This is a genomic window from Streptosporangium sp. NPDC002544 (assembly GCF_040295965.1).
Lineage (GTDB): Bacteria > Actinomycetota > Actinomycetes > Streptosporangiales > Streptosporangiaceae > Streptosporangium.
This window is the reverse complement of sequence record NZ_JBEOWJ010000008.1, coordinates 1-23,723: the sequence shown is the minus strand read 5'-3', so window position 1 is coordinate 23,723 and position 23,723 is coordinate 1. Positions and strand designations below refer to the sequence as shown.

The window sequence follows — 23,723 nt, the reverse complement described above, 5'->3', positions numbered from 1 at the left end:
CGTCAGTGTTCGAACGAAGGGAAGACCATGCAGATCTGTCAACATCTCGCGCAGGCCCAGGACCCGGAGCCACGCACACCGCAGGGGTGCGAGGAGTGCCTCGCGACCGGAGATCGCTGGGTTCACCTGCGCAAGTGCCTGTCCTGCGGGCACATCGGCTGCTGTGACTCCTCTCCCAACAAGCACGCCACCGCCCACGCGACGGTGATCGGCCATCCGGTCGTCGCCTCGTTCGAACCGGGCGAGGACTGGCGGTGGTGCTACGTGGACAAAATCATCGGCTGACCGGCGGCGGCGGGGGTCCCTCCGCCCCGCGGGGATGTCAGCCGCAAGTCTTTTCCAAGCGCGGGGGCCTATCTCTTGACATGTAACGATGTTCAAGAGTTTGGAACCCCTCCATGCGTACCGGTCTTCGTGTCCTGCTGGGCCTGACCACCGCCGCGGCGCTCGCTCTCGGCGGTTCGGCCCCGGCGCTGGCCTCCACCGCCGCCCCCACGGTCTGGAAATGGGGCCCCCTGCACTCCACCGACGGGCTCGCCGCGGCCTGGGGCAAGGTCGCCGTCGGCCAGTCGGGCCTCGTCGTGTACGGCACGCTGGAGGACACCCGTGGCTCGGGCTGCGCGTGGGCCCAGATACGTTACCTGAGCGCTCGGAACGGCCGGTGGCACACGGCGTCCTACTACAACTGCGTTCCCGGCCCGGGAACGTTCCGCAAGAACGTCGGCGGGGTCCTGCAGATCAAGGCGAGGACCTGCCGGGGCACCTCCGCACGGCCGACCGGGCGGTGCTCGCGATGGAAGACCGTCTACACCCAGGGCGGCTGACAGAGGCTAGTCGCGCTCCAGAATGGCCTCCTCGAAGTCGATCTCGTGGAGAACCCGGCGGAGCACCTCGTCGTCGATGCGCCGCTCGTCGCGGAGGCGTACGAAAACCTCGCGCTCGACCACCAGCATCTCACGGCGGAGCCGCCGGTAGACCGTGCTGGGCGTCTCCTCCCCCTGTGGTCCCGTGCCGCTGCCCAGTCGCTCCCAGGCGGCGAGAGTACGGCGCTCGGCACGTGCCCTGAGCTGGTCGACGACCTCCCGATAGACCTCGTCGACGCCCTCGCCCACCAGCTCGTCCAGCCGGGCCAGCGAGGCGGAGGTGGCCGCCTGCTGGGCGGCCGCCTCGGCCAGGTTGTCGGTGTAGATCTCCCGTTCGTTGGAGATCTTCAACCTGCGGATCAGCGCCGGGAACGTCAGGCCCTGGAGCAGGAGGGTGCCGATCACCACCGAGAAGGTGAGAAAGAGCAGCAGGTCGCGGCCCCGCAGGGTCTGCGGAATGGCGAAGGCCGCGGCGAGGGAGACCACTCCGCGCATGCCCGCCCAGCTCACGATGGTCACCTGCTTCCAGGACGGCGCGTGGGGCTCGCTCTCGCGGATCTTCGCGGACAGCATCCGGGGCAGGTAGAGGCTGGGCACGACCCAGAGCGCCCTGGTGACCACCACGGCGGCGAAGACGACCAGCGCCATCCCGGCGAGCTTCCACGGGTTGGCCCACTCCAGCCCTCTCATGATCGGCCAGAACTGCAGGCCGATCAGCGCGAAGACGATCGTCTCCAGGAAGAACCCGAGGACCCGCCAGACCGCCTCGGACAGCAGCCGGGTACTGAAGCCCGCCCTGGGCAGGCGATGGCCGATGTAGAGCCCGACGATCACCACGACGATCACACCGGAGACGTGCACGCTCTCGGCCGCCAGGTAGACGGCGAACGGGACGAGCAGCATGACGGTGTTCTCGATGAGCGGGTCGCGCAACCGGATCAGCACCCGGGCCAGGATCCAGGCGAGCCCGAGGCCCATCAGCACGCCGCCCACCGCGGACCGGGCGAAGTCGGCGGTGACCTCCGGCCAGGTGATGCCCCCGCCCAGCGCGGCCGCGACCGCCACCCGGTAGGCGGTGAGCGCGGTGGCGTCGTTGAACAGGCTCTCCCCCACCAGGATGGTGACCGTCTTGCGGGGCAGCCCGAGCCTGCGGGCCACGGCGACGGCGGCGACCGCGTCGGGCGGGGCCACGATCGCGCCCAGCGCGAACGCGGCGGCCGGCGGCAGCTCGGGCAGGAGCAGGTGGGTGATCCACCCGATGACCAGCGTGGTGAACAGCACCAAGCCGATCGAGAGCAGCCCGATCGGCCTGCGGAAGTCCTTGAGCCTCAGGTAGGAGCTGTCGACCGCCGCCGAGTAGAGCAGCGGGGGCAGGAAGACCAGCAGGACCAGGTCGGGGTCGAGCTCGTACTCGGGGAGGACGGGCGACAGCACCAGGCCCGCGAGCACCAGCAGCAGCGGCGCCGGCCACCCCCTGCGCCTGGCGACCGCGGCCACCGCGATGCCGAGGACGGACACAGCCAGCGTCTGCACCACGGTCGACTGGTCCACGCCACCCCGCCCGGTAGGGATCGATCGGCTTCCATGCCTCCGCGCGCCTCGCGAACCACCCGCAACAGCGGAGCGCCGGGTTTCGCCCCCGGCGGCCAGGACGACGCTACCTCCAGACGTGGATCTCGCGCCCGGGACACGACGGAACCCCCCTCCGGGGAACTCACATCCCCTGGAGGGTCACCACTCCCGGCGTTCTTCCCGATCGTCGCGGCGCCGGCCCTCGCGGCGCCTGTCGTCGTACTGGTGCTCGTCACGACGGCGGTCGTACCGGTCGTCGTAGCCCTGTTCGGGGCGGAGTCTCTCGCCCGTGGAGTGCGGCGGGTCCTGGAGGTAGGGGCGCGGCAGCCTCTGGTCGGGTGCGGACTGGCCTCCCAGGCCCAGCGGGTCGGACGGATCGACGTCCTGCTGCGGGTAGGCGGGTGGCGAGCCGTACAGGTCTCGGAGGTCGGCGGGGTGACCGGCCTGGTGCGGCTGCGCGGTGCCGAACGCGTAGGGATCCGGCTGCGCGGGGGCCGGGTAGCCGTACGGGTCGGGTTGCTGGGTCCCGTGGCCCCCGGCCTGCTGCTGGGCGGCGAACCCGAAGGGGTCCGTCGAGTTCTGCTGCCCCTGCCCGTAGGGGTCGGGATCCGGCCGGCGGGCGGGGTTGGGGAACTGGTCGGCGTGCGACGCGAACGGGTCGACGGGCCGCTGCTGGGGCGGCACGCCGTACGGATCGGGCTGCTGGGCGCCGAACCGGTCGGCGGGCTGCTGCGCGGGCGTGCCGTAGGGGTCCGGCTGCTGGGCGCCGTACGGAGCGGGCTGCTGCGCGGGCGGATAGCGGTCGCCCGGCATCTGGTAGGCGGCCTCGCCGGGCACCGGGCCCGTACCGAGCGGATCGAAGGACTGCGGCTGCCCGTAGGGCAGGGCGTCGTTCACGATCATGTTCTCGCGCGGCACGGCGTCGGCGGAGCCGTGCCCCGGCGCCATCCGATCCTGAGACCAGTCGGGCCGATCCGGCGGAGGCACCACTCCCCGCGCGACGAGCACGTCGTTCGGCCCGAGCGCGGCGGCCTGGCGGGGCTCGTCCGGCACGGGGACGTGACCGGCCGGGTCGGGATACTGCTGGGGCTGGGCGTAGTCCTCGGGCCGAGGTCTGGCGTACTGACCGGTGCCGGGATACTCGCTGTGGATCTGCTGCTCGGTGTGAACGGGCTCGCCCACCTCGTCGGGGTACTGCCCACCGGCTTGGACGAAGCCCTCGTCAAGGGTGTCGACCAGCCGCCCCACGTCGTTCATGGGCATGCGGAAACTCGCGGTGCACATCTCGCCACGCCACAGGCTCAGCACCAGCGTGCCTTCGTGCCAGGTGACCCGGAGCACCCGCTCCTGGCCACGCTCGTCAAAGAACACCTCGCCGAACGACGGCAACGGGACAACTTCCGACATGGAGGACATAATGTACTCAAACGCCCCAAACATCCAGTTCGAGCAGGGACTTTGCAGGGCAATCGCACCTCACGCGGTGCAATCGCGGTGCAATCGCGGCGGACACCGTCACGCCGACCATCACTCTCGGTCACCGCCTAACGAGCAAAGGGTACGCAATAGAACACCTAAAGGGGACTATATCCGAGCGTAAGCTCAAGAGCGGGGGAACCTGCTCCAGGGCCCAGATGTCCCCCCAGGCTTGACCCTCACAAGGGGAAGGCCATACGCCCAGGTCAGCTTCTCTGTCCCGGGGGCCGAGCCCGTGGTTTCTCGCCGTCGATGGATTCGACGGTTCAGGCCGCGTCGCCGGCAGCGTGACGCACCGCCCGGCGACCGATATCGATCGCCGCGAAGTAATCCACCGGGCCGGCGAGCCCGCACGAAACACCACGAAAGTCATCCCGGGTAGGACGATTCCGTTTGTCGATGTGGCCGCCCCCCGGGCAGGTGCGGGAGGTGTCACGCGAATCCACCGGCCGCACCGCCACCCCGGCCGAAACCGCTTTGCACGTCACGAACGTCCGCAGTCGAGGGAAATCCCACGAGTGCAGGTCGGCACGCTGCCCCTGCCCCTGCCCCTGCCCTTGCTCCTGCTCAGGCGAGGGCGCGAGCTTGAGCATTTCCGTCACCAGCACGTACCGAGTCTGTCACTCACCGCCACCGGACGGCATCGTTTTCCGCGTTTCCTCCCCGCCGTGAACGACGGGGCCTCCATCCGGCGATTCCGATGACCGAACGTGAAAGCACCCGGAAGGGTCCGGCAGGTCGTCTTTCCGAACCGGGAGCAGGACCTGTGACACGTGCCGGAGTCAGCCGGTGGATCACGACAGGACCGAGGAAGGCGGGGACGCACCGCTCCCGCCGGAGCCGCCACGCTTGTCGGAGCGAGCCGGTACGGTTGGCTGTCGTGCCGACCGACTCCATCACCGCTCCCGAAGACGTCTCCTCAAAGGTGGACATCCCCCCGGTTGAGGACCTGCTGAGCACCGCCGTCGAGGCGGTGGGCGGGGTCGAACGCCCCGGACAGATCACCATGGTGAGGGCGGTGCAGCACGCGATCGAGTCGGGCGACCACCTGGCCGTCCAGGCGGGCACCGGCACCGGCAAGTCGCTGGCCTACCTGATCCCCTCGATCAGGCACGCGATGACCTCCAAGGGAGCCGTGGTCGTCTCCACCGCCACCATCGCGCTCCAGCGCCAGCTCGTCGACCGTGACCTGCCCCGCCTCGCCAAGGCCCTCGCCCCACAGCTGCCGCACGAGCCCACGTTCGCGATCCTCAAGGGCCGCCGCAACTACCTGTGCCGCTACAAGGCGAGCGCGGGGTGGCCCGACGAGGAGCAGGACCAGCTCTTCGACCCCCGGGAGGTCAACGCGACGGGCCGGATGGTCCAGCGCATCCAGGAGTGGTCGAACGAGACCGAGACCGGTGACCGCGACGAGCTGGTCCCCGGCGTCAACGAGCAGGCCTGGCGCCAGTTCTCGGTCAGCGCCAGGGAGTGCCTGGGAGCCACGCGCTGCCCGAGTGGCATGGAGTGCTTCGCCGAACTGGCCCGCGCCCGCGCCGGCGAGTCCGACGTGGTCGTGACCAACCACGCGCTGCTCGCCATCGACGCGATGGAGGACTTCCCGCTCCTGCCCGAGCACGAGGTGGTCGTGGTCGACGAGGCTCACGAGCTGGTCGACCGCGTCACCTCGGTGGTCAGCGGCGAGCTGTCGGAGACCATGGTCACGGTGGCCGTGCGGCGGGTCGGCAAGCTCATCGAGCAGCACCTGGCCGACCGGCTCATGGAGGCCGGAGAGGACCTCAGGGCCCTCCTCGCCGCCGCCCCCGCCGGGCGCCTCGACGAGCTTCCCGATGTGCTCGGGCTGACGCTCGCCCTGATCCGCGACTCGGCGTGGGCGTGCATCACCGCCCTTGGCCCGCGCACCGGCGACAAGGACGACCCGGAGGGCGCGGGACTGCGCAAGGCGGCCTTCACCTCCCTGGACGAGGTACACGACACCGCGCAGCGCATGCTCGACGCCTTCGGCCACGCCGAGGAGATCGACCGGGCCGAGGTGGTCTGGCTGGAGGCGGGCACCGACCGGCGGCCGCCCCTGCTGCGGGTGGCGCCGCTGACCGTGGCGGGCATGCTCCGCGACAGGCTCTTCGGCGACCGTACGGTCATCCTGACCTCGGCCACGCTCGCCCTGGGCGGCGCCTTCGACGGGCTGGCCCGCCAGTGGGGCCTTGGCGCCGAGGGCGGCGGGAAGCCGGCCGAGGAGGACGAGACGGGCGAGGAGCGCGCCGCCCCCAAGTCCGGGAAGAAGGCCGGCAAGAGCCGGGCCGGCTGGAACGGCATCGACGTCGGCTCCCCCTTCGACCACCCCCGCAGCGGCATCCTCTACGTCGCCAAGCACCTGCCCCAGCCGGGCCGTGACGGCCTGCCCGAGGCCTACATCGACGAGATCACCGAGCTGATCGAAGCCGCGGGGGGCCGCACTCTCGGCCTGTTCTCCTCGATGCGGGCCGCCAAGGCGGCCACCGAGGCCCTGCGCGACCGGCTGAGCGTGCCGCTGCTCTGCCAGGGCGACGACTCCACGATGCTGCTGGTCAAGCAGTTCGCCGAGGACGAGCCGACCTGCCTGTTCGGCACGCTCTCCCTCTGGCAGGGCGTCGACGTCCCCGGCCCCTCGCTGCGCCTGGTCATCATCGACCGCATCCCCTTCCCCCGCCCGGACGACCCGCTCAGCTCCGCTCGCCAGCGCCACGTGGCCGCCAAGGGCGGCAACGGGTTCATGTCGGTCGCCGCCACCCACGCCGCGCTGCTCCTCGCACAGGGCGCGGGCCGCCTGCTCCGCAGCCAGCACGACAAGGGGGTGGTCGCGGTGCTGGACCCGCGGCTGGCGACGGCCCGCTACGCCGGGTTCCTGCGCGACTCCCTGCCGCCCTTCTGGCCCACGAACGACCCGGCGAAGGTCCGCAGCGCCCTCAAACGCCTCAGCGCCTCCTGAAACCGCCCCGGCCCCCGGCGACCCCGGCACCGGGATCGCCGGGGGCCGGGTGCGGCCGCCGGAGCGCGGGAAGTTCCGAGTCGCCCGGATTCAGGAGGTGCTCTCGGCGACGGCGTGCAGGGCCGGCAGGTACGACCTCAGGCCGAGGCCCGCGATACCCGCCGGGAGCACCGGTGTCGTGAAGCTCACCGGGCGATCTCCCGGTAGGCGGCTTCGAGAAGCTCCTCCGAGGGGTCCGACAGCGAGGACACCTTCGCCAGGTCGTCCAGGAGGACGAAGCGCAGCGTGGCACCGCGGCTCTTCTTGTCGAGGCGCATGTGGTCGCGGAGCTCGGGCCAGGCCTCGCGGCGGTAGGCGGTGGGCAGCCCGACCGAGGTCAGAATGGACCTGGTCCGCTCCACGAGGTCGGTGCCGATCCTGCCGTCCAGATGAGACAGCTCAGCCGCGTAGACCATGCCGATCGCGACGGCCTCGCCGTGGCGCATCCGGTACCGCTCGACGCGCTCGATGGCGTGGGCCAGGGTGTGGCCGTAGTTGAGGATCTCCCGCAGGCCGCCCTCGCGCAGGTCGGCGCCGACGACGTCGGCCTTGACCTGGATCTTGCGCTCGATCAGCTCGCGGGTGTGCCGCCCCTCGGGGAGCCTGGCCCCCTCGGGGTCGTCCTCGATGAGCGAGAGGATCTTCGGGTCCGCGATGAAACCACCCTTGATGATCTCCGCGAGGCCGCCCACGTAGTCGTCGCGGGGCACCGAGACCAGGGTGGCCAGGTCGCACAGGACCCCCGCCGGCGGGTGGAAGGACCCGACCAGGTTCTTGCCCTCGGGGGTGTTGATACCGGTCTTGCCGCCCACGGCCGCGTCGACCATGCCGAGCAGTGTCGTCGGCACCTGCACCACCTTGACACCGCGCAGCCAGGTGGCGGCGGCGAACCCCGCCAGGTCGGTGGTCGCCCCCCCGCCGACGCCGACCACGGCGTCGGACCGGGTGATGCCCGCGCGGCCGAAGGCCGACCAGAGCCCTGCGGCCACCTCGACGGTCTTGGCACGCTCGGCGTCGGGCACCGGCAACGGGACCACCTCGTACCCGGCCGCCTCGATCGCGCCGCAGACCGGGCGGGCGATCTCCGGCAGGCTCTCGGGGTGGATCACGGCGACGGTGCGGACCTTCGGCCCGAGCAGGCCGGGCAGCTCGCCGAGCACTCCGGTGCCGACCACCACGTCGTACGGGCTCTCGCCGGCGACCTTGATCCTGGAGATCGTCATGGCTCCAGGCCTCTCACGATCTCGTCGACGATCTGGCCGGGCTCGCGCTCGTCGGTCACCACGACGATCCTGGCCAGCTTCTCGTAGATGGGACGACGGGCGTCCATCAGCTTCTTCAGCCGGCTGCGCGGGTTCAGCACGAGCAACGGCCGCGCCGAGGCCAGGCCCACCCGCTGGACGGCGTTGGAGAGACCGACCTCCAGGTAGACCACCGGATGGTCGGCCAGCAGCTCGCAGGTGGCCTCGGCGAGGATCGCGCCGCCACCGAGGGAGAGCACGCCGTCGTGCTCGGCCAGCGCCCGCCGTACGGCGTCGGCTTCCAGCTCGCGGAAGATCTCCTCGCCGTCCTCGATGAAGATGTCGCTCACCGGCTTGCCCGCCGTGAGCTCGACGTCGGTGTCGGTGTCGCGGAAGGCGACCCCGAGCCGGTCGGCCAGGAGCTGTCCGATGGTCGACTTGCCCGACCCCGGAGGGCCGATCAGTACTGCACGGGGACTCATCCGGCCTCCTTGGACCGCGGCTCGCCGGCCTGGCGCCCGCTCACTTGATCACCAACGAGGAGAGGTAGCCGGACAGGTTGCGGGCGACCTCCTCGACGGAGTCTCCGCCGAACTTCTCGATCGCGGCGTCGGCCAGGATCAGCGCCACCATGGCCTCGGCGACGATCGCGGCGGCCGGGACCGCGCACACGTCCGAGCGCTCGTGGTGGGCCTTGGCCGCCTCGCCGGTCAGCACGTCGACGGTGGCCAGCGCCCTGGGGACCGTGGAGATCGGCTTCATCGCCGCACTGACGCGCAGCGGCTCGCCGTTGGTCATGCCGCCCTCGACGCCACCGGCCCGGTTGGTGATCCGGCGGATGCCGTCCGCGGTGTTCTCGATCTCGTCGTGGGCCAGGGAGCCGGGGCGGCGGGCCGTCTCGAAGCCGTCGCCGACGGCGACACCCTTGATCGCCTGGATGCCCATCAGGCCGGCCGCGAGGCGGGCGTCGAGCCGGCGGTCCCAGTGGGTGTAGCTGCCCAGGCCCGGCGGCAGGCCGTAGGCGACCACCTCGACGACGCCGCCGAGGGTGTCGCCGTCCTTGTGCGCCTTGTCGATCTCGGCGACCATCGCCGCACTGCCCTCCGGATCGGCGCAGCGCACCGGGTCGGCGTCGATCGCCGCCAGGTCACCGGGGCCGGGGATGACACCAGGGGTGGTCGCCGCCCCGCCGATCGAGACGACGTGGCTGACGATGTCGACGCCGAGGGCCTGCTTGAGGAAGCTCCGCGCCACCTGGCCGAGCGCGACACGGGCCGCGGTCTCCCGGGCACTGGCCCGGTCGAGCACCGGGCGGGCGTCGTCGAAGCCGTACTTCTGCATGCCCGCGAGGTCGGCGTGGCCGGGGCGAGGGCGGGAGCGCGGCGCGTTGCGCGCCTGCCCCTCCAGCACGGCCGGGTCGACGGGGTCGGCCGCCATGACCGTCTCCCACTTGGGCCACTCGGTGTTGCCCACCCGGATGGCGACGGGACTGCCGAGCGTGCGGCCGTGGCGGACCCCGCCCACGATGGTAACGACGTCCTGCTCGAACTTCATCCGTGCCCCGCGACCGTAACCGAGGCGGCGACGGCGCAGCGCCTCGTCCAGCTGGGCGGTGGTCACCTCCACCCCCGCGGGCAGGCCTTCCAGGATCGCGACGAGTTCGGGGCCGTGAGACTCTCCGGCGGTCAACCAACGCAACATGCTGACAAGTCTTCCACGTGTCGCCCACTGGAATGGCCCCGGTTCACGGAGTGAGACATCCGCCGGCGGTCAGAGCGCGGTGAGGACCGCGGCGAGGGCGCCAATCGCCATGAAGGGGCCGAAGGGGATCTCGCTCTTGCGGCCCGCGCGGCGCAGGACCATCAGGGCGGCCCCGTAGACGCCCCCGGCCACCAGGCCGAGGAAGGTCCCGGCGACCAGGGTGTCCCAGCCCAGCCAGCCGAGGGCGGTGCCCAGGCTCGCCGCGAACTTGACGTCGCCCAGCCCCATTCCCTCCGGGTTGATCAGGAGCAGCACCAGGTAGAAGCCCGCCAGGGCGAGACCGCCGAGACCCGCGCCGAGCAGATCGCCGAGGCGGCCGTCGACGAGGGCCGACGCGGCGAGCGGTACGGCGGTTCCCAGGTAGGCGGCCAGGGTGAGCCGGTCGGGCAGCCGGTGGACGGCGGCGTCGACGAAGGACAGGGCGACGGCGACCACCGCCAGCCCGCCGAAGGCGAGCAGTTCTCCGGCCCTCCCGGCCGGGGTGGTCACCGCCTGGGCCGGTACGCCGGGCCAGAGCGCCCGCAGCGCGAGAGCGGCCAGCACCACCGCGGTGGTCACCTCCACGACCCCCGCCACCGGCCGGGGCCGCCCGGACCGCTCCCCGTCGGGCACCGAGTGGCGGGCCACCACGCGCCGCGTCCACAGCCCGATCACCGCCCCCGACGCGGCCGCCGCCAGGACCGGGAGGAGCGGCGCCGCCACGAGGCTCACGAGACCACCACCGCCCCGAAGACCCGGGGGCGCCTGACGGTACGAGGAGGACTGGGGGGCCGGTGTGCCGGCTCGGCGTACTCGCTCACGGAGCGACCATAATCCGCGAACCCCGGCCCCGCCGGGGATCTGAGGGCTCCAAGTGACCTCGAAGGTCATTGACGGGACTCGCGATGATCACAGAGGCTGTACCCGATCCCTATATCCGGAGGGACGGTGCGCATGGACACGGATCGCTTCAGCAAGCTGCCCGCGGTCATCGCGTCATTCGTGCTCCTTCCGGTGCTGCTCGAACTCCTCGCCTGGTACATCGAGGGCGAGGAGTACGACGTGGCCCGCGCGGCCACCGTGGTCTCGGTGATCGTGATGCTCGCCCTCATCTCCACCGTGCTCGGCCGGATCCGGGCGCGGCTTCCGATACTGATGGTGATCGCGCTGACCGGCACCGCGGCGATCGAGGTGGTGCTGGGCTTCGTGGCGGCGTTCGGTCCCGTGCTCTGGCGGGGCGGGCTGCCCGGCGAGCTGCACGGCCTGGTCACCACGGGGGTGAGCGCGTTCGCCGTCGTCACCGGCGTCTACCTGCTCGTCCAATATCGCCGGGGCCTCTATCTCCCGTACCTGGAGGCCGGGATGGGCCCGCTGCCCACCGCCACCAAGCGCAGGGTGATCGGCGAGTCGGAGATCCTGATCCGTACCCTGCCGGGCATCGGCCCCTCGGTGGAGAAGGCGCTGACCAGCTGCGTCGCCATGGTCGACCAGGAGGACCTGCACTTCGTGGCCTACTTCGGCGACCAGCGGTGCTGCTTCTACACCGACGTGCTCGACGACGCGGACCTGGCCCACTTCTTCCACGACACCGACCCGGAAGAGCGCCGAAGGATCTATCTCAAGGCGGGCAACCAGCTCAACTGGCTCACCCAGCGGCTCAACCAGCAGCTGCGCGGGCTGGAGGGCGGCGTCCTGATCCGCACGGTCCTCGACGTGGAGCGCGGGGCCATGTTCTTCTACTGGATCGACGAGACCCGTTACCTGATCGGGGTGACGCTGGACCAGCGCAAGGTCGACGTCTCCGACGACAAGCTGGCCAAGCTCGTGGACACGATCCGCGGGCACTTCACCCTTCCGCCGATCAACCAGCGACAACGCCCCGCGAGACATCAGGGGCACCTGCGACCCATCCCAGGGAGTGAGCGGTGGCCCGAATCGGGCTCTTGATCGTCGTCGTCGGCCTCGGCTGGCTGGCCGCCGACCTGGGCGACCTGCGTGACCTGGAACACTCAAGCGCGTACGTGCTGTTCAGCAGCCTGCTGCTGGCGATCGGCCTGTACGGCAGCACGCACGGGATCGACCGCGCCGAGGCCAGGGAGCACTCCCGGCTGATCGTGCTCGCGGTCACCGTCGGGGTGCTGCTCAAGACGGCCTTCATCGCCGGTGTCGTCTACCTCGTCTCGGGCGACCCCCGGGCACTGATCATGGCGGTGGTGGTCGCCCAGATCGACCCGCTCTCGGTCGCCGGGGTGATGCGGAACAGCCGGCTCTCAAGCCAGGCGAAGACGATCCTCGGGGCGTGGTCCTCCTTCGACGACCCGGTGACGATCATCCTGGCCGTTTACGCGGCGGCGCTGGTCAGCGGCTCGGGAGGGGGCGGCCTGTCGGCCTCGTACTTCGCCGACCTGGGGTTGAACGCGCTGTTCGCGGCCGGGATCTACCTGCTCTGGCGGCTGATCAGGAACGCCCCGCCGGTGCTGACCTACCTGACGGCGGCCGGGGCCGTCGTGTCGGCCGCGTGGAGCTCCCTCATGCTCGGCCTGGCGACCGCCGGGCTCTACCTGCGCATGCCCGACGCGCGCTGGCTGGGGCGGGCGGTGAGCGTGGCGTTCGCGCTGTCGGCGTTCCTGATGGGCCTGCTGCTCGTCGGCGGGACGAACATGGGCATGGGGGTGCTGCTCGGGCTGGCCGCGTACGCCGCGCAGATGGTCGCCGCGCTGGTGCTCACCCACGGCCTGCCGCTGATCGACCGGGTGCACCTGGGGCTCGCCCAGCAGAACGGCGTGACCGCGGTGATCCTCGCCCTGGTCTTCGAGCGCGACTTCGGCGGATTCGTCGCCGTGATCGCCCCGGCGATTCTGACGGTCAACCTCGTCCACGCGGTGGCCAACCGAACCGCCGACGCCTGGGAGGCTCGGCGATCTCTTCCATCCGTGCCACTGTGACCTCGGGGCCCAGCTCGTCAAGGGTGCCCGACTCGACCGCGGCGAGTGCCCGCAGCAGAGCACCTTCGATCACGAAGGGCACCGGGCCCGCGACGTCGATCACCACCGCGGCGGTGTTCTCGTGCACCGCCGCCTGGCAGACCTGAAGGATGGTGGCCTGGATGGGCCTGGCGTCCCGGCGCCACCTCCGCAGCGGCTCCATCCCGGTGAAGGAGAGCACCGCCTCGCGCCCGTCCGCGCCGACGAGCTTCGGCAGGGCCATCTCGCTCTCCTTCTCCTGCCGCAACCCGTGCTCGCCGATCTCCGACTCCTTCAGCAGGGCGACCACGGGCACGAGCAGCCGTGTCCCGCTCAGCGCGGCGACGACCGCACCGGCCTCCGCCTCCCCCGCGGCGAAGGCGGCGAGCGCGGATGTCACGGTGGCGTCGGCGGCGCCGTCGTCGCCGGGGACCAGGGGCTGCGGAATACTCGGCACGAACCGGGAGCCTACCCGCGGTGGCGCTCGGGGAGGATTTCCGCCCCACCCGAGCGCGTACCCGTCAGCCGAGGTCGGCGATGGCGGCCACCGGGCCGCCGCCGCTCGGGCCCTGGTGGACCGCGGCGACCGAGACGAACACGGCCGGGTCACCGGTGACGCTGGCCGCGACGCCGCCCACGGTGGCCTTGATCTGGCGGTGCCAGTGCACGTCCGAGTCGTCGAGCATGATGTTGCGGCGGCCCCGTACGCTGCCCGACGGGTCGGCCTCGCACTTCATGAAGACGTTGACCAGCCGGTCACCCAGGTCGGACGGGTGGGGGCGGTCGGGCAGCTCGATGCCACTGGAGCGGATGGCCTCCCAGATGCCGTCGGCGTCCAGCGCGTCCCGCATGACCGAGTGGCCGATCCGGTAGCGGCCACCGATGCCCCGTACGTTGCCGACGACCACGATCTGGGCCCGGTCCAGCTCGACGCCGGAGGAGCACGAGGCGACGGAGGAGTAGAGCGACAGGTCGCGGTGGATCTGGTCGGCGGCGGGCATCTCGATCTCACCGAGCGCGACGGCGATGCCGAGCGCGGTGGTGGAGTTGGAGATGTCCATCGACGGGCCGGTGTCCTCGATCACCACGTCCTTGCCGCGCGACTTGGCGTCGTTGATCGTGGACAGGGTGAGCAGCGGGGTCTTGGTCTGGACGTAGTGGACGTCGGCGGGATCGTCGATCCCGGCGAGCTTCATGGCCTCACGCACTCCGGCGGCCACCTTCTCCACCATCGCGGGCCGGCCGATGTCCTCGGGCAGGATCACATCGCTCATCGCGATGCCGACGCTCACCCGCGGCTCGTCGCTCGGCTCGGCGTTCGCCGTGGTGGCGAAGATCGTGGCATGCGGGCTGAGCACGCCGTCGGTGCCACCCGACCACACCAGCGGCACGCTCTCGGGGGAAGGATGCCCCTTGGCCTCCAGCACCTCGCGAAAGGCCCTGTCGGCCAGGATCCGGGTGTAGTCGTTCACCCCGCCGTTGCCCTCGGTCTTGCCGATCACCGCGAGCACCCGGTGCGCCTCGATCACCCCGTCGTCGATGAGCCGGGCCAGCCCGGAGGCGTCGGTCACGCTCTCGATGGGCACCTTGCGCACTTCAATGGGTTCCGGCATCCCTGCCACCTTTCAATCGCGTCATGTTCACTTTCGCACCACGGTGCCGCTCTCGCCGGTGAGCGCCGCCCCGATGTTCTCCAGGGAGGTGATCACCGACCGGTCGCCGCCCTGCTCGACGAAGCGCAACGCGGCCTCGACCTTCGGCCCCATGCTGCCGCCGGCGAAGTGCCCGGCGGCGTGTAGTACGCGCAACTCGGCCGCGGTGACGGCGCCCAGGGGTCTGGCCTGGGCCGTGCCGAACCCGACGACGGCCCCGGGGACGTCCGTCGCGATGACCAGGACCGTGGCCCGCACGTCCCGGGCGAGCACCGCCGCCGCCAGATCCTTGTCGATCACGGCCTCGACCCCGCCCAGCCGCCCTCCGGCGTCGCGGGCCACCGGCACACCGCCACCACCCGCGGCCACGACAGTGAAGCCCGCGGCCACCAGCGCGGCGATCGCGGGGGCGTCGAGGATCTCCAGCGGCTCGGGGGAGGCCACCACGCGGCGCCAGCCCCGGTCGAAGCGGCGCCAGGTCTGCCCGAGTTCCTCGAAACGACGGGCCTCCGCCTCATTGAAGTAGCGGCCGATCGGCTTGACCGGGTCCTGGAAGGCCGGGTCGGCGGGGTCGACGAGCGTGCGGGTGACCACGACGGCCGCGCGGCCGTCGAGCGCGTTGAGGACGAGGGTGCCTATGGTGGCCTGCGTCTGTGCCCCGCACCAGTCGAGCGGCACCGGGGGCACGACGTGCGCGGCGAGCTGGTTCTTCAGGATCAGGTTGCCGACCTGGGGGCCGTTGCCATGGGTGAGGGTCACCTGGTGGCCGTCGGCGATGAGCGCGGCGACATGGCGGACGGCCTGCTCGACCGCGCGGCGCTGGTCGCCGGGTGAGGCCCCGCCGTCGGGCCCCGTCATCGCGTTGCCACCGAGCGCGATCAGTACTCGTTCACCCACAGGCTGACGCTAACGGCCCCCACGCCTCGTCTCATGGGCACTCACTGCCCAAGGAAGGCCAACTCTTCGACACAATCCGCCAGCCGAGTGGTCTCCAGAGGTGTAGACGCCCCCGGCTGTGACGCCGGGAGAGGACGTTCCCCGGCCCCGCTTGTTGCGAGAGTGCCAACTTTGCGACGGCAACAGGCGCGGGCAGGGCATAGCTCCGGTGCGGGGTGGCGAGAAAGGCTCTTGTCCGGCGTTCTTTCTGAGGAGAGATCGAGTGGGGCAGCTCCGTCTCGGCCACGTCATCGTGATCGTCCTGTGTGTCGTGACGGGGTTCGCGGTGCTCACCGTCGCGGCCGGCACGCTCACCGGTGGGCGGTCCGCGTCCCCGCCGCCCAAGGTGGACATGGTCGCCGAGGCCAGACGGCTGGCCTCGGAAGGACTGTCGAAGGCCAACGACTTCGACTGCCGGCCCCGCCAGGACGCGCCGTACCCGGTGGTGCTCGTCCACGGCGCGAGAAGCACGGGGGCGGCGACCTGGCCCATCGCGGCCCCCTACCTGAGCAAGCAGGGCTACTGCGTCTTCGCCCTCGACTACGGCTGGAGCAACTCGATCAGACGCTCGGCCCGGACGCTGGGGAACTTCGTGGACGGGGTGCTCCAGGCCACCGGGGCCGAGAAGGTGGCGATCGTCGGGCACAGCCTCGGGGGGATCGTCCCCCGGGCGTACCTGCGCTCGGAGGGCGGGTCGGGCAAGGTGTCCGAGCTGGTCACCCTGGGGGCGCCGCACCACGAACTGACCGGGGAGCTGCGCAGGAGCTGCGGCGGGGAGACGGTCTGCGACGAGCTCCACTCGGACTCGGCCCTGATGCAGGAGCTCAACACCCCCTCCATGGTCGAGCCCGGCGTCGACTACACCGCGCTCGGGCTGAAGGCAGAGCAGGAGGCCGCCTCGACCTTCGTCGAGGGGCCGCCCGAGCAGGTGACCAACCGGATGCTCCAGGACGACTGCCCGCTCAAGGGGATCATCGAGGGTGCCATCGGGCACAACCTGGAGGCGCTCGATCCGGTGATGCTCTCCTATGTCAACAAGGCGCTGGAGACTCCCGGGCCGATGCCTCGCGGCTACCGGCCGGACTGCTTCGCGCTCATCCTCTGATCGGCTCGTTCATCCCGCGAGCAGCCGGATGATCTCCCTGACCACCGGCGCGCGCTGCGGCTGCAGGTAGAAGTGGTCGCCGGGAAAGACCGTGAGGGAGAAGTCGGTGATCGTGCGGGCCTCCCACGACTTGGCCTGGGCCGGGGTGACCTCCGGGTCCGCGTCGCCGACGAGAGCGGAGATCGGGGTGTGCAGCGGGGGTCCCGGGCGATGGCGGTAGGCCTCGACCAGTCGGAAGTCGGCGCGGATGTAGGGCAGGACGATCTCGCGCATCGCCCGGTGGGAGAGGATCTCCACCTCGGTACCGCCGAGCTTGGCCAGCTCGGCGACGAGGCGGTCGTCGTCGTAATCCGAGACCGCGATCCTCTCCCGGGGATCGTGCGGTGCCCTCGCCCCGGACACCAGCAGCCGTGCCGGGGCGAGTCCCCTGGCCTCCAGGCGGCGGGTGACCTCGTAGGCGAGCATCGCTCCCATGCTGTGCCCGAACAGCGCGAAACGCCGGTCCAGCAGCGGCGACATCGCCTCGGTCACCAGGTCGGCCAGCGTGTCCATGTCCTCCGGCGACGGTTCTCCGAACCGGTCCGCCCTGCCCGGCAGCTGCGTCGCGTGGAGCTCGACGGAGTCGGGTAGCAGCGCGGGCCAGTCCCGGTAGGCGGTGGCCGACCCGCCCGCGTGCGTGAAGCAGAACAGCCGCGTGGTCGCCCCCGGACGGGGGGAGGCGCAGCGCAGCCAGGTCATGCGTTTCCTCCGCGCACTCGGCCGCTCACTGTTCCACTGCCCTGATCAGGCTGTTGGGCCGCATGTCGGTCCAGTTGGCCTCGACGTGGTCCAGGCAGGCCTGCCTGGAGTCCTCACCAAAGGCGACGGTCCAGCCCGCCGGGATCTCCGACCAGGCGGGCCAGAGAGAGTACTGGCCCTCGTCGTTGATCAACGCCAGATAGACGCCCTCGGGGTCCTCGAATGGGTTGCTGCTCACTCTGTGTCCTCTCTGAGAAGGGCGGCGATCTCCGCGATGGGCCCGGGACTCAACATGTTCGCATGGTCGCAGGCGACCTGATGATCATGGATGGCGCCGGTGACGTACGGCTTCCAGTCGGCGGCCGTGGGGCCGCCCTCCTCGTGGCCGTGAGCCGCGGTCACGAAGAGCACATCCCCCTCGAACATCCTCGGCGTGTACTCCTCGGAAATCTTCACACCGTTCCGGTAGTTCCGGTAGACCGCCGTCAGCGTCCGCTCGTCCAGCGTGGCGTACGGGCCGCCCTGCTCGCGCAGGAACTCCACGACGTCGCCGATCTCGCCCGGCCCGTCGTAGTCGATGGCCGAGAGCAACTCGACCAGCACGTCACGCTCGTCCGGGTTGATCTCCTGGCCCGGGTAGGAGTCGAGCAGCGCCAGCAGCGCGACCTCCTCCCCTCGCTCGCGCAGCTCCACGGCCATGGCGTGGGCGATCAGGCCGCCCATGGACCAGCCCGCCAGCCGGTACGGCCCGTGCGGCCGGACCTGGAGCAGACGCTCCAGGTAGTCCAGGGCCATCGCCTCGATCGACGGGGCCACGTAGTCGGGCTCGGCCAGCACCCTGGCCTGGAAGGCGTAAAGGGGCTGGTCAGGGCCGAGATGGCGGAGCAGTCCCGCGTACGGCCAGCCGAGCCCGGCACCGGGGTGCACGCAGAACAGCGGCGGCCGGGAGCCCGAGGCACGTAGCGGGAGCAGCATCTCCAGGCCTCCCTCTCCCAGGTCCCGCGTGCTCTCCCCCTGCGCGCGGGCGAGCGCCTCGGCCGTCTGGTGGGCGAACACCTCGCGCGGGCTGATCACCAGCCCCTCCCGCGCCGCGAGGGAGACCAGCCGGATCACCCCGATGCTGTCACCCCCCAGGTCGAAGAATCCGTCGTCGGCGCCGACCCGCTCCAGGCCGAGCACCTGGGCGAACAGCCGGCAGAGCGACTCCTCCTCGGGGGTGCCGGGGTCGCGCCCCGCGGTGGGGGCGGACCCCGAGGGCAGGGCGGCGCGGTCCACCTTCCCGTTCGGGGTGAGCGGCAGCGCGTCCAGGCCGAGCACCGACGACGGCACCATGTACTCGGGGAGCGTCCGTTCGGCGAACCGCCGCAGTTCCTCGGGCGCCACGGCGCCGACCACGTAGGCGAGCAGGCGGCGGTCGCGGACGGTCACGGCCACCTGGACGACGCCCGGGTGCCCTGCCAGGGCCGCCTCGATCTCCGCCGGCTCGATGCGGAACCCCCGGATCTTGACCTGGCGGTCGGCACGGGCCAGGTACTCCAGCACGCCGTCCGCCGACCACCTGACCACGTCCCCGGTCCGGTACATCCGCCCGCCGTACGGGCAGGCGACGAACCGTTCCGCGGTCAGCGCCGGGCGACCGAGATAACCGCGGGCCAGCCCGGCGCCCGCCAGGTACAGCTCGCCCGGCACCCCCGGCGGGACCGGCCGCAGGAAGCCGTCCAGCACGTAGGCGCGCATGCCGTCCATGGCCCGCCCGATGGGCGGCGTGCCGACGCGGGAGACAGCGGAGACGGGGTGGTGGGTGGCGTACGTCGTGGTCTCGGTGGGCCCGTAGACATGGCCGAGCAGGGTCCGCGGGCAGGCCGCCAGTACTCGGCGCATGGCCGCGGCCGAGGCGGCCTCACCTCCGGTGAGGACCTCGGCGAGCGGCGCGAACGTGCCCGGCGCCTCCTCCGCGACCAGGTTGAACAGTGCCGTCGTGATGAACAGCGCGGTCAGGCGGTGCCTGGCGACGAGGCCGGCGAACGCGTCGGGCCCGAGGTCGCCCGGCGGCGCGACGACGACGGTACCGCCACGGAGCAGTGGCACCCAGATCTCGTAGGTGGAGGCGTCGAAGGCGTGCGGCGAGTGCATCAGCACCCGCCGGTGCCGCTCCCACCTGCGATCCGCGGCCAGGGCCACGACGTCGCGCTGGCGCACCGCGACCCCCTTCGGCGTTCCCGTCGAACCCGAGGTGTAGATGACGTACGCGAGATGCTCGGGGTGAACCTCGACCCGCGGCTCCGGCGGTGCCGGATCGGCCGGGACGGGCTCGTCCACCCGGACCACCTCGGCGGCGTGCTCGAATCCGGGAGTGCGGTCGGTGACCAGTACCGGAGCGCCGGTGTCGGCCATCACCCAGCTCATCCGGTCCGGTGGGTGGCCGTGGTGGATCGGGACGTAGGCTCCCCCCGCCTTGGCGATGGCCAGGGTCGTCACGACCACGTCGGCGGACCTGTCGAGCAGGACCGCGACCGGCGTCTCAGCGCGGACGCCCAGCCTGACCAGCCGGCGAGCCAGCCGGTTGGCCCGGCCGTCCAGCTCGGCGTAGCTGAGGGAGAAACCGTCGCCGACGACGGCCTCGGCGTCCGGTGCCCGCCGCACCCGCTCGGCGAAGGCACCCGCGATCGTCGTCGCGGCCCCGGGCACGGGCGGGGGTTCGGGGCCGTTCCACTCGTCAAGGATCCGGACGCGCTCGTCGGCGGAGAGCGGGTCGAGCCGGGCGAGCGGCAGTTCGGGGTCGGTGGCGACGGCCTTGAGAAGAAGGACGAGCCTGTCCAGGAGCCTGGCGGCCTCGGCGTGGGGAACGACGTCGGGGCGGTGGTCGAGTCGCAGGGAGAGCCGCTCACCGGGGACGACCGCCAGGGCCAGCGGGTAGTGGGTCGCGTCGCTGCCCGAGGCGCCCGCGAGCCGCGGTCCCGCTCCCACGCCCGCCTCCACGGAACGGCCGTTCAGGGTCGCGGTGTCGAGAGGGTAGTTCTCCAGGACCGTCATGGTGTCGAAGAGCTGTCCCAGCCCGCAGGCGCGCTGGATGTCGGACAGGCCGAGGTGGTGATGGGCGAACAGCTCGGACTGCTCCGCCTGGAGGCGTTCGAGCAGCCCGGCCAGGGTCTCGGCGGGGTGCAGCCGGACCCGGACCGGCAGGGTGTTGATGAACAGTCCGATCATGCGTTCGGCGCCGGGCAGCTCGGGTGGGCGGCCGGAGACCGTACCGCCGAAGACGACGTCGTCGCGGCCGGTCAGCTGGGCCAGCAGCAGAGCCCAGGCCCCCTGGACCGCCGTGTTGAGGGTGAGCGATCGGGCGCGCAGGACGGAGCCGAGGCGGCCGGTGAGATCCTCGTCGAGCTGGGCTCGGACGCATCCGGGATTCACCGGCGTCCGGGTGGCGAGGTCCGCCGCGACGAGGGTCGGCCCGGCGACCCCGTCCAGGGCACGGCACCACGCCTCCCGCGCGGCGGCCCGGTCCTGGCGTGCCAGCCAGGCCAGATGGTCGCGGTACGGCGGCGCGGGGGCGGGTTCCCGGCCCGAGTACAGCGCGAACAGCTCGGCCGCCAGCAGCGGTGTCGACCAGCCGTCCAGCAGGATGTGATGGTTGGTGAAAACCAGCCGGTATCTCTGGGGACCACTCCGTACCAGCACGAACCGCATCAACGGCGGCCGGGACAGGTCGAACCGCCGGGCCCGCTCCTCGGCGGCCACCGTCTCGGCGTCGGTCCCCGCCACCTCCCGCCACGGCACCTCCACCCGCCGGTGCACCAGCTGCACGGGATCGCCCCCCGCCCGCTGCCGGAACGAGGCCCGCAGGTTGGCGTGACGGTGCACCAGCCGACAGGCCGCGTCCCGCAGCGCGGGGACGTCGAGGGCGCCCTCCAGCTCCAGCACGAGCTGCGCGGTGTAGACGTCGGGCGCCGCCTCGTCGAACAGGGCGTGGAAGAACAGGCCCTGTTGCAGCGGCGACAACGGCAGGATGTCCTCAAGCTGGCTCACCGTGCGCTCCACTCCGCGTCAAGTTCCGCCGCGAACGCGTCGATCTCTTCCTGGCCGATGGAAATCAGCAGATCCGACGGGGTCAGGCCGTCTCCGGTGTGTCGGGACAGGCCGGTGAGGGCGGTGAACCACGCCTCGGCCAGTTCCCTGACCTGCTCCTCGCCGTACAGGCGCCCGGCCCACGACCAGGTCGCCGAGAGGCGCGGCCCGTCCGGCAGGTCCCTGGTGAGGGCGTTGACCTCCAGCGCGTGCGGGAGTGCGAGGTCGGCCGCGTGCCCTCCGCCCACCGCCTCCGACTCAGGCGCCGGGGACCAGTCCGCACCTGTGGCGGCCTCGACGCGGCCGAGGTAGTTGAAAGCCAGCTCCGGTACGGGACAGCGGGCCAGTTCCCGCGCGGTGACGGGGTTGAGGTGGCGGAGCAGGCCGTAACCGATGCCTTCGCCGGGAGTCGCACGGAGCTGCTCCTTGACCCGTTTTATCGCCCGCGCGGCGGTGGGACCCGAAAGGTCGGTCCAGTCGGCGGGGCCCGCGTCGAGCCTGACGGGGTGGATGGTGGTGAACCAGCCCACGGTCCTGGACAGGTCGACGTCGGGGAAGATCTCCGCACGGCCGTGCCCCTCCAGGTCGAGCAGGACCTCCCGCCGCCCGGTGCAGCGGGTCACGGCCAGGGCGAGCCCGGCGAGCAGCACGTCGTTGACCCGGCCGCGGAACGCCGCCGGGAGCCGGGTGAGCAGCGGAACGGTGACATCGGCGGGAAGTTCGAGCGTGAGGTGACACTGGGTGGCGAAGGTGTCCGTGGACGGGTCCAGCCGCCCGGTGCCGCCACCGAGCGTGCGGGTCCAGTGATCGAGCTCGCCGGTCCTGCGGGCCGCCTCGTCGTGCAGGCGGCGTGCCCAGGTACGGAAGGAGGTGGGCACCGGCTCCAGCACCGGGACGCTCACCTGAGCGACCGTTCCCTGAAGGAGCCCTTCTTGAGCGGTCGCGTCTTGCCGGGTGCCCCCTTCGTGCGCTGTCGTCTTTCCCGGGGCCGATCGTTGGGCGACCCCTTCGTGAACCGCCACCTGCGGGACCGCTTCCTGACCGGCCCCTTCGTGCGCCGCCGTCTTTCCCGGAGCCGATCGTTGGGCGACCCTTTCGTGAACCGCCACCTGCGGGACCGCTTCCTGACCGGCCCCTTCGTGCGCCGCCGTCTTTCCCGGAGCCGATCGTTGGCTGGCCCCTTCGTGAACCGCCACCTGCGGGACCGCTTCCTGACCGGTCGCGCTCCAGGCGGTGAACAGGTCCGGCAGCAGGATGCGCCAGGACACCCCGTCCACCGCCAGATGATGCACCGTCACCACCAACCGGCCCGACACCTCCGGCCCGGCGTCCAACCACGCCACCCGGACCAGCTGCCCGGACACCGGATCCAACCCCGACCGCGAGACGACCGCCTCCTCGGCCACCACGGCGGCCAGATCCCCCGACACCTCCACCCGGCGCACACACCCGTCCGCCACCACCGCCCCCCGCAAAGCGGCCTCGTACCCCCCCTCCGCCGACACCCGCAACCGCAACACGTCATGGTGATCCAGCACCACCTGCACCGCGGAGATCAGACGATCCAGCCCCAGCCCGGGAGGAACCTGCAGGACGACCGTCTGGCTGAAGTCACCGATCGGCCCGGTCAGGTCACGCAACCAGGCCATGATCGGGGTCTCGGGGAACCAGCCGATCCCCGCCCCCTCCGGCTCACCCTGCTGCCACTCCTCGACCGCGACCGCAGCCAACTCCCGCACGCTCTGATACCGGAACACATCCCTGGGCGAGAACACCACCCCCGCCGCACGCCCCCGAGCCACCAACCGAATCGCCACGATGCTGTCCCCACCCAGATCAAAGAACCCATCGTCAACCCCCACCCGCTCGACCCCGAGCACCTCGGCGAACAGGCCGCACAACACCTCCTCCCGCACCGACAACGGCCCCCCACCCGACACCGGCCCGGCCCCCACCACCCCCGACCCCGAAGGCGCCGGTAACGCCGCCCGATCCAGCTTCCCGTTCCCCGTCAACGGCAACGCCCCCACCACCACCACCGCCGACGGCACCATGTAATCGGGCAACACCTCCCCCGCGAACCGCCGCAACCGCCCCACATCCAACCCACCCGACAGGGCCGACGGAGCCAGTGCACCGGACATGCCCGACGGCTCCGCACCCAGCACACCCGACGGGCCCGCAACATCCGGGAAGGCGGGCGCACCCGATACCCCCGATGCCCTCCCATCCCCAGCCGAGCCACCGGCCGACTCCACCGCCACGTCCGCCGCGGCCTCCACCACGTACGCCACCAACCGCCGATCCCCCGGCCGGTCCTCCCGCACCACCACCGCCACATCCGCCACCAGCGGATGCGCCGCCA

Annotated in this window: 20 protein-coding genes; 6 read left to right on the top strand and 14 right to left on the bottom strand. The window is 71.6% G+C overall.

Features of this window, described 5'->3' with window-relative positions:
* Nucleotides 1-27: 27 nt before the first annotated feature.
* The gene (locus ABT061_RS13800; RefSeq protein WP_350916195.1) at nucleotides 28-285 is read left to right on the top strand and encodes a ubiquitin carboxyl-terminal hydrolase 14; all 258 of its coding nucleotides are present in this window, start codon (nucleotides 28-30) and stop codon (nucleotides 283-285) included.
* Nucleotides 286-398: 113 nt separating this feature from the next.
* Complete coding sequence (locus ABT061_RS13795; RefSeq protein WP_350916193.1) at nucleotides 399-824, top strand: hypothetical protein; 426 nt, start codon at nucleotides 399-401, stop codon at nucleotides 822-824.
* A 6-nt stretch (nucleotides 825-830) separates the two neighbouring features.
* Here the strand turns inward: ABT061_RS13795 and ABT061_RS13790 are convergent, their stop codons facing one another.
* The 3 genes from ABT061_RS13790 to ABT061_RS13780 all read right to left on the bottom strand — a co-directional run bounded on the left by ABT061_RS13790 (nucleotide 831) and on the right by ABT061_RS13780 (nucleotide 4,519).
* Nucleotides 831-2,414: a Na+/H+ antiporter gene (locus ABT061_RS13790; protein WP_350916192.1), complete on the bottom strand. Its 1,584-nt coding sequence runs from the start codon at nucleotides 2,412-2,414 to the stop codon at nucleotides 831-833.
* Between the two features lie 180 nt (nucleotides 2,415-2,594).
* Nucleotides 2,595-3,842, bottom strand: coding sequence for a hypothetical protein (locus ABT061_RS13785; protein ID WP_350916190.1), 1,248 nt, complete (start codon nucleotides 3,840-3,842; stop codon nucleotides 2,595-2,597).
* 335 nt (nucleotides 3,843-4,177) lie between these two features.
* Nucleotides 4,178-4,519: a zinc ribbon domain-containing protein gene (locus tag ABT061_RS13780; RefSeq protein ID WP_350916188.1), complete on the bottom strand. Its 342-nt coding sequence runs from the start codon at nucleotides 4,517-4,519 to the stop codon at nucleotides 4,178-4,180.
* 272 nt (nucleotides 4,520-4,791) lie between these two features.
* Here ABT061_RS13780 and ABT061_RS13775 point away from each other — a divergent pair, with 272 nt between their 5' ends.
* Nucleotides 4,792-6,879 carry an ATP-dependent DNA helicase gene (locus ABT061_RS13775; RefSeq protein WP_350916186.1) on the top strand — a complete coding sequence of 696 codons (2,088 nt, stop codon included), beginning with the start codon at nucleotides 4,792-4,794 and terminating at the stop codon, nucleotides 6,877-6,879.
* Nucleotides 6,880-7,064: 185 nt separating this feature from the next.
* Here ABT061_RS13775 and aroB read toward each other — a convergent pair whose 3' ends face one another.
* From aroB to ABT061_RS13755, 4 genes are all read right to left on the bottom strand, one after another.
* Nucleotides 7,065-8,141 carry a 3-dehydroquinate synthase gene (gene aroB, locus ABT061_RS13770; RefSeq protein WP_350916184.1) on the bottom strand — a complete coding sequence of 359 codons (1,077 nt, stop codon included), beginning with the start codon at nucleotides 8,139-8,141 and terminating at the stop codon, nucleotides 7,065-7,067.
* Complete coding sequence (locus ABT061_RS13765) at nucleotides 8,138-8,641, bottom strand: shikimate kinase (RefSeq protein ID WP_350916182.1); 504 nt, start codon at nucleotides 8,639-8,641, stop codon at nucleotides 8,138-8,140. The genes aroB and ABT061_RS13765 overlap by 4 nt, the downstream gene beginning before the upstream one ends.
* A gap of 40 nt (nucleotides 8,642-8,681) precedes the next feature.
* The gene (gene aroC / locus ABT061_RS13760; RefSeq protein ID WP_350916180.1) at nucleotides 8,682-9,860 is read right to left on the bottom strand and encodes a chorismate synthase; all 1,179 of its coding nucleotides are present in this window, start codon (nucleotides 9,858-9,860) and stop codon (nucleotides 8,682-8,684) included.
* Nucleotides 9,861-9,929: 69 nt separating this feature from the next.
* Nucleotides 9,930-10,631: a prepilin peptidase gene (locus ABT061_RS13755; RefSeq protein ID WP_350916178.1), complete on the bottom strand. Its 702-nt coding sequence runs from the start codon at nucleotides 10,629-10,631 to the stop codon at nucleotides 9,930-9,932.
* Nucleotides 10,632-10,853: 222 nt separating this feature from the next.
* Here ABT061_RS13755 and ABT061_RS13750 point away from each other — a divergent pair, with 222 nt between their 5' ends.
* Nucleotides 10,854-11,846 carry a hypothetical protein gene (locus tag ABT061_RS13750; protein ID WP_350916176.1) on the top strand — a complete coding sequence of 331 codons (993 nt, stop codon included), beginning with the start codon at nucleotides 10,854-10,856 and terminating at the stop codon, nucleotides 11,844-11,846.
* Complete coding sequence (locus ABT061_RS13745) at nucleotides 11,825-12,844, top strand: cation:proton antiporter (RefSeq protein WP_350916174.1); 1,020 nt, start codon at nucleotides 11,825-11,827, stop codon at nucleotides 12,842-12,844. Before ABT061_RS13750 ends, ABT061_RS13745 begins: the two co-directional genes overlap by 22 nt.
* On the opposite strand, the gene ABT061_RS13740 is transcribed toward ABT061_RS13745, so the two are convergent.
* From ABT061_RS13740 to ABT061_RS13730, 3 genes are all read right to left on the bottom strand, one after another.
* The gene (locus ABT061_RS13740; protein ID WP_350916173.1) at nucleotides 12,765-13,319 is read right to left on the bottom strand and encodes an SseB family protein; all 555 of its coding nucleotides are present in this window, start codon (nucleotides 13,317-13,319) and stop codon (nucleotides 12,765-12,767) included. The genes ABT061_RS13745 and ABT061_RS13740 overlap by 80 nt on opposite strands.
* 64 nt (nucleotides 13,320-13,383) lie before the next feature.
* Nucleotides 13,384-14,475: a barbiturase gene (gene bar, locus ABT061_RS13735; protein ID WP_350916171.1), complete on the bottom strand. Its 1,092-nt coding sequence runs from the start codon at nucleotides 14,473-14,475 to the stop codon at nucleotides 13,384-13,386.
* Between the two features lie 27 nt (nucleotides 14,476-14,502).
* The gene (locus ABT061_RS13730; RefSeq protein ID WP_350916169.1) at nucleotides 14,503-15,411 is read right to left on the bottom strand and encodes a carbamate kinase; all 909 of its coding nucleotides are present in this window, start codon (nucleotides 15,409-15,411) and stop codon (nucleotides 14,503-14,505) included.
* Between the two features lie 262 nt (nucleotides 15,412-15,673).
* On the opposite strand from ABT061_RS13730, the gene ABT061_RS13725 reads away from it, so the two are divergent.
* A complete protein-coding gene (locus ABT061_RS13725) occupies nucleotides 15,674-16,555 on the top strand; it encodes an esterase/lipase family protein (RefSeq protein ID WP_350916168.1) in 882 nt (293 codons plus the stop codon).
* Nucleotides 16,556-16,564: 9 nt separating this feature from the next.
* Here the strand turns inward: ABT061_RS13725 and ABT061_RS13720 are convergent, their stop codons facing one another.
* From ABT061_RS13720 to ABT061_RS13705, 4 genes are all read right to left on the bottom strand, one after another.
* Nucleotides 16,565-17,293 (bottom strand): thioesterase II family protein, encoded by a 729-nt coding sequence (locus ABT061_RS13720; protein WP_350916167.1) that lies wholly within the window; start codon nucleotides 17,291-17,293, stop codon nucleotides 16,565-16,567.
* Nucleotides 17,294-17,318: 25 nt separating this feature from the next.
* Nucleotides 17,319-17,531, bottom strand: a complete 213-nt coding sequence (locus ABT061_RS13715; protein ID WP_350916165.1) for an MbtH family protein — start codon at nucleotides 17,529-17,531, stop codon at nucleotides 17,319-17,321.
* The gene (locus ABT061_RS13710) at nucleotides 17,528-21,319 is read right to left on the bottom strand and encodes a non-ribosomal peptide synthetase (protein ID WP_350916163.1); all 3,792 of its coding nucleotides are present in this window, start codon (nucleotides 21,317-21,319) and stop codon (nucleotides 17,528-17,530) included. Before ABT061_RS13710 ends, ABT061_RS13715 begins: the two co-directional genes overlap by 4 nt.
* A partial coding sequence (locus ABT061_RS13705; protein ID WP_350916161.1) for a condensation domain-containing protein occupies nucleotides 21,316-23,723 on the bottom strand: 2,408 nt, incomplete at its 5' end. The genes ABT061_RS13710 and ABT061_RS13705, both read right to left, overlap by 4 nt.

Excerpts from the sequence above, each read along its gene's own strand:
- ABT061_RS13795 (WP_350916193.1), top strand. The coding sequence starts at position 399 with ATGCGTACCGGTCTTCGTGTCCTGCTGGGCCTGACCACCGCCGCGGCG.
- ABT061_RS13765 (WP_350916182.1), bottom strand. The coding sequence starts at position 8,641 with ATGAGTCCCCGTGCAGTACTGATCGGCCCTCCGGGGTCGGGCAAGTCG.
- ABT061_RS13800 (WP_350916195.1), top strand. The coding sequence starts at position 28 with ATGCAGATCTGTCAACATCTCGCGCAGGCCCAGGACCCGGAGCCACGC.
- ABT061_RS13785 (WP_350916190.1), bottom strand. The coding sequence starts at position 3,842 with ATGTCGGAAGTTGTCCCGTTGCCGTCGTTCGGCGAGGTGTTCTTTGAC.
- aroC (WP_350916180.1), bottom strand. The coding sequence starts at position 9,860 with ATGTTGCGTTGGTTGACCGCCGGAGAGTCTCACGGCCCCGAACTCGTC.
- ABT061_RS13720 (WP_350916167.1), bottom strand. The coding sequence starts at position 17,293 with ATGACCTGGCTGCGCTGCGCCTCCCCCCGTCCGGGGGCGACCACGCGG.
- bar (WP_350916171.1), bottom strand. The coding sequence starts at position 14,475 with ATGCCGGAACCCATTGAAGTGCGCAAGGTGCCCATCGAGAGCGTGACC.
- ABT061_RS13750 (WP_350916176.1), top strand. The coding sequence starts at position 10,854 with ATGGACACGGATCGCTTCAGCAAGCTGCCCGCGGTCATCGCGTCATTC.
- aroB (WP_350916184.1), bottom strand. The coding sequence starts at position 8,141 with ATGACGATCTCCAGGATCAAGGTCGCCGGCGAGAGCCCGTACGACGTG.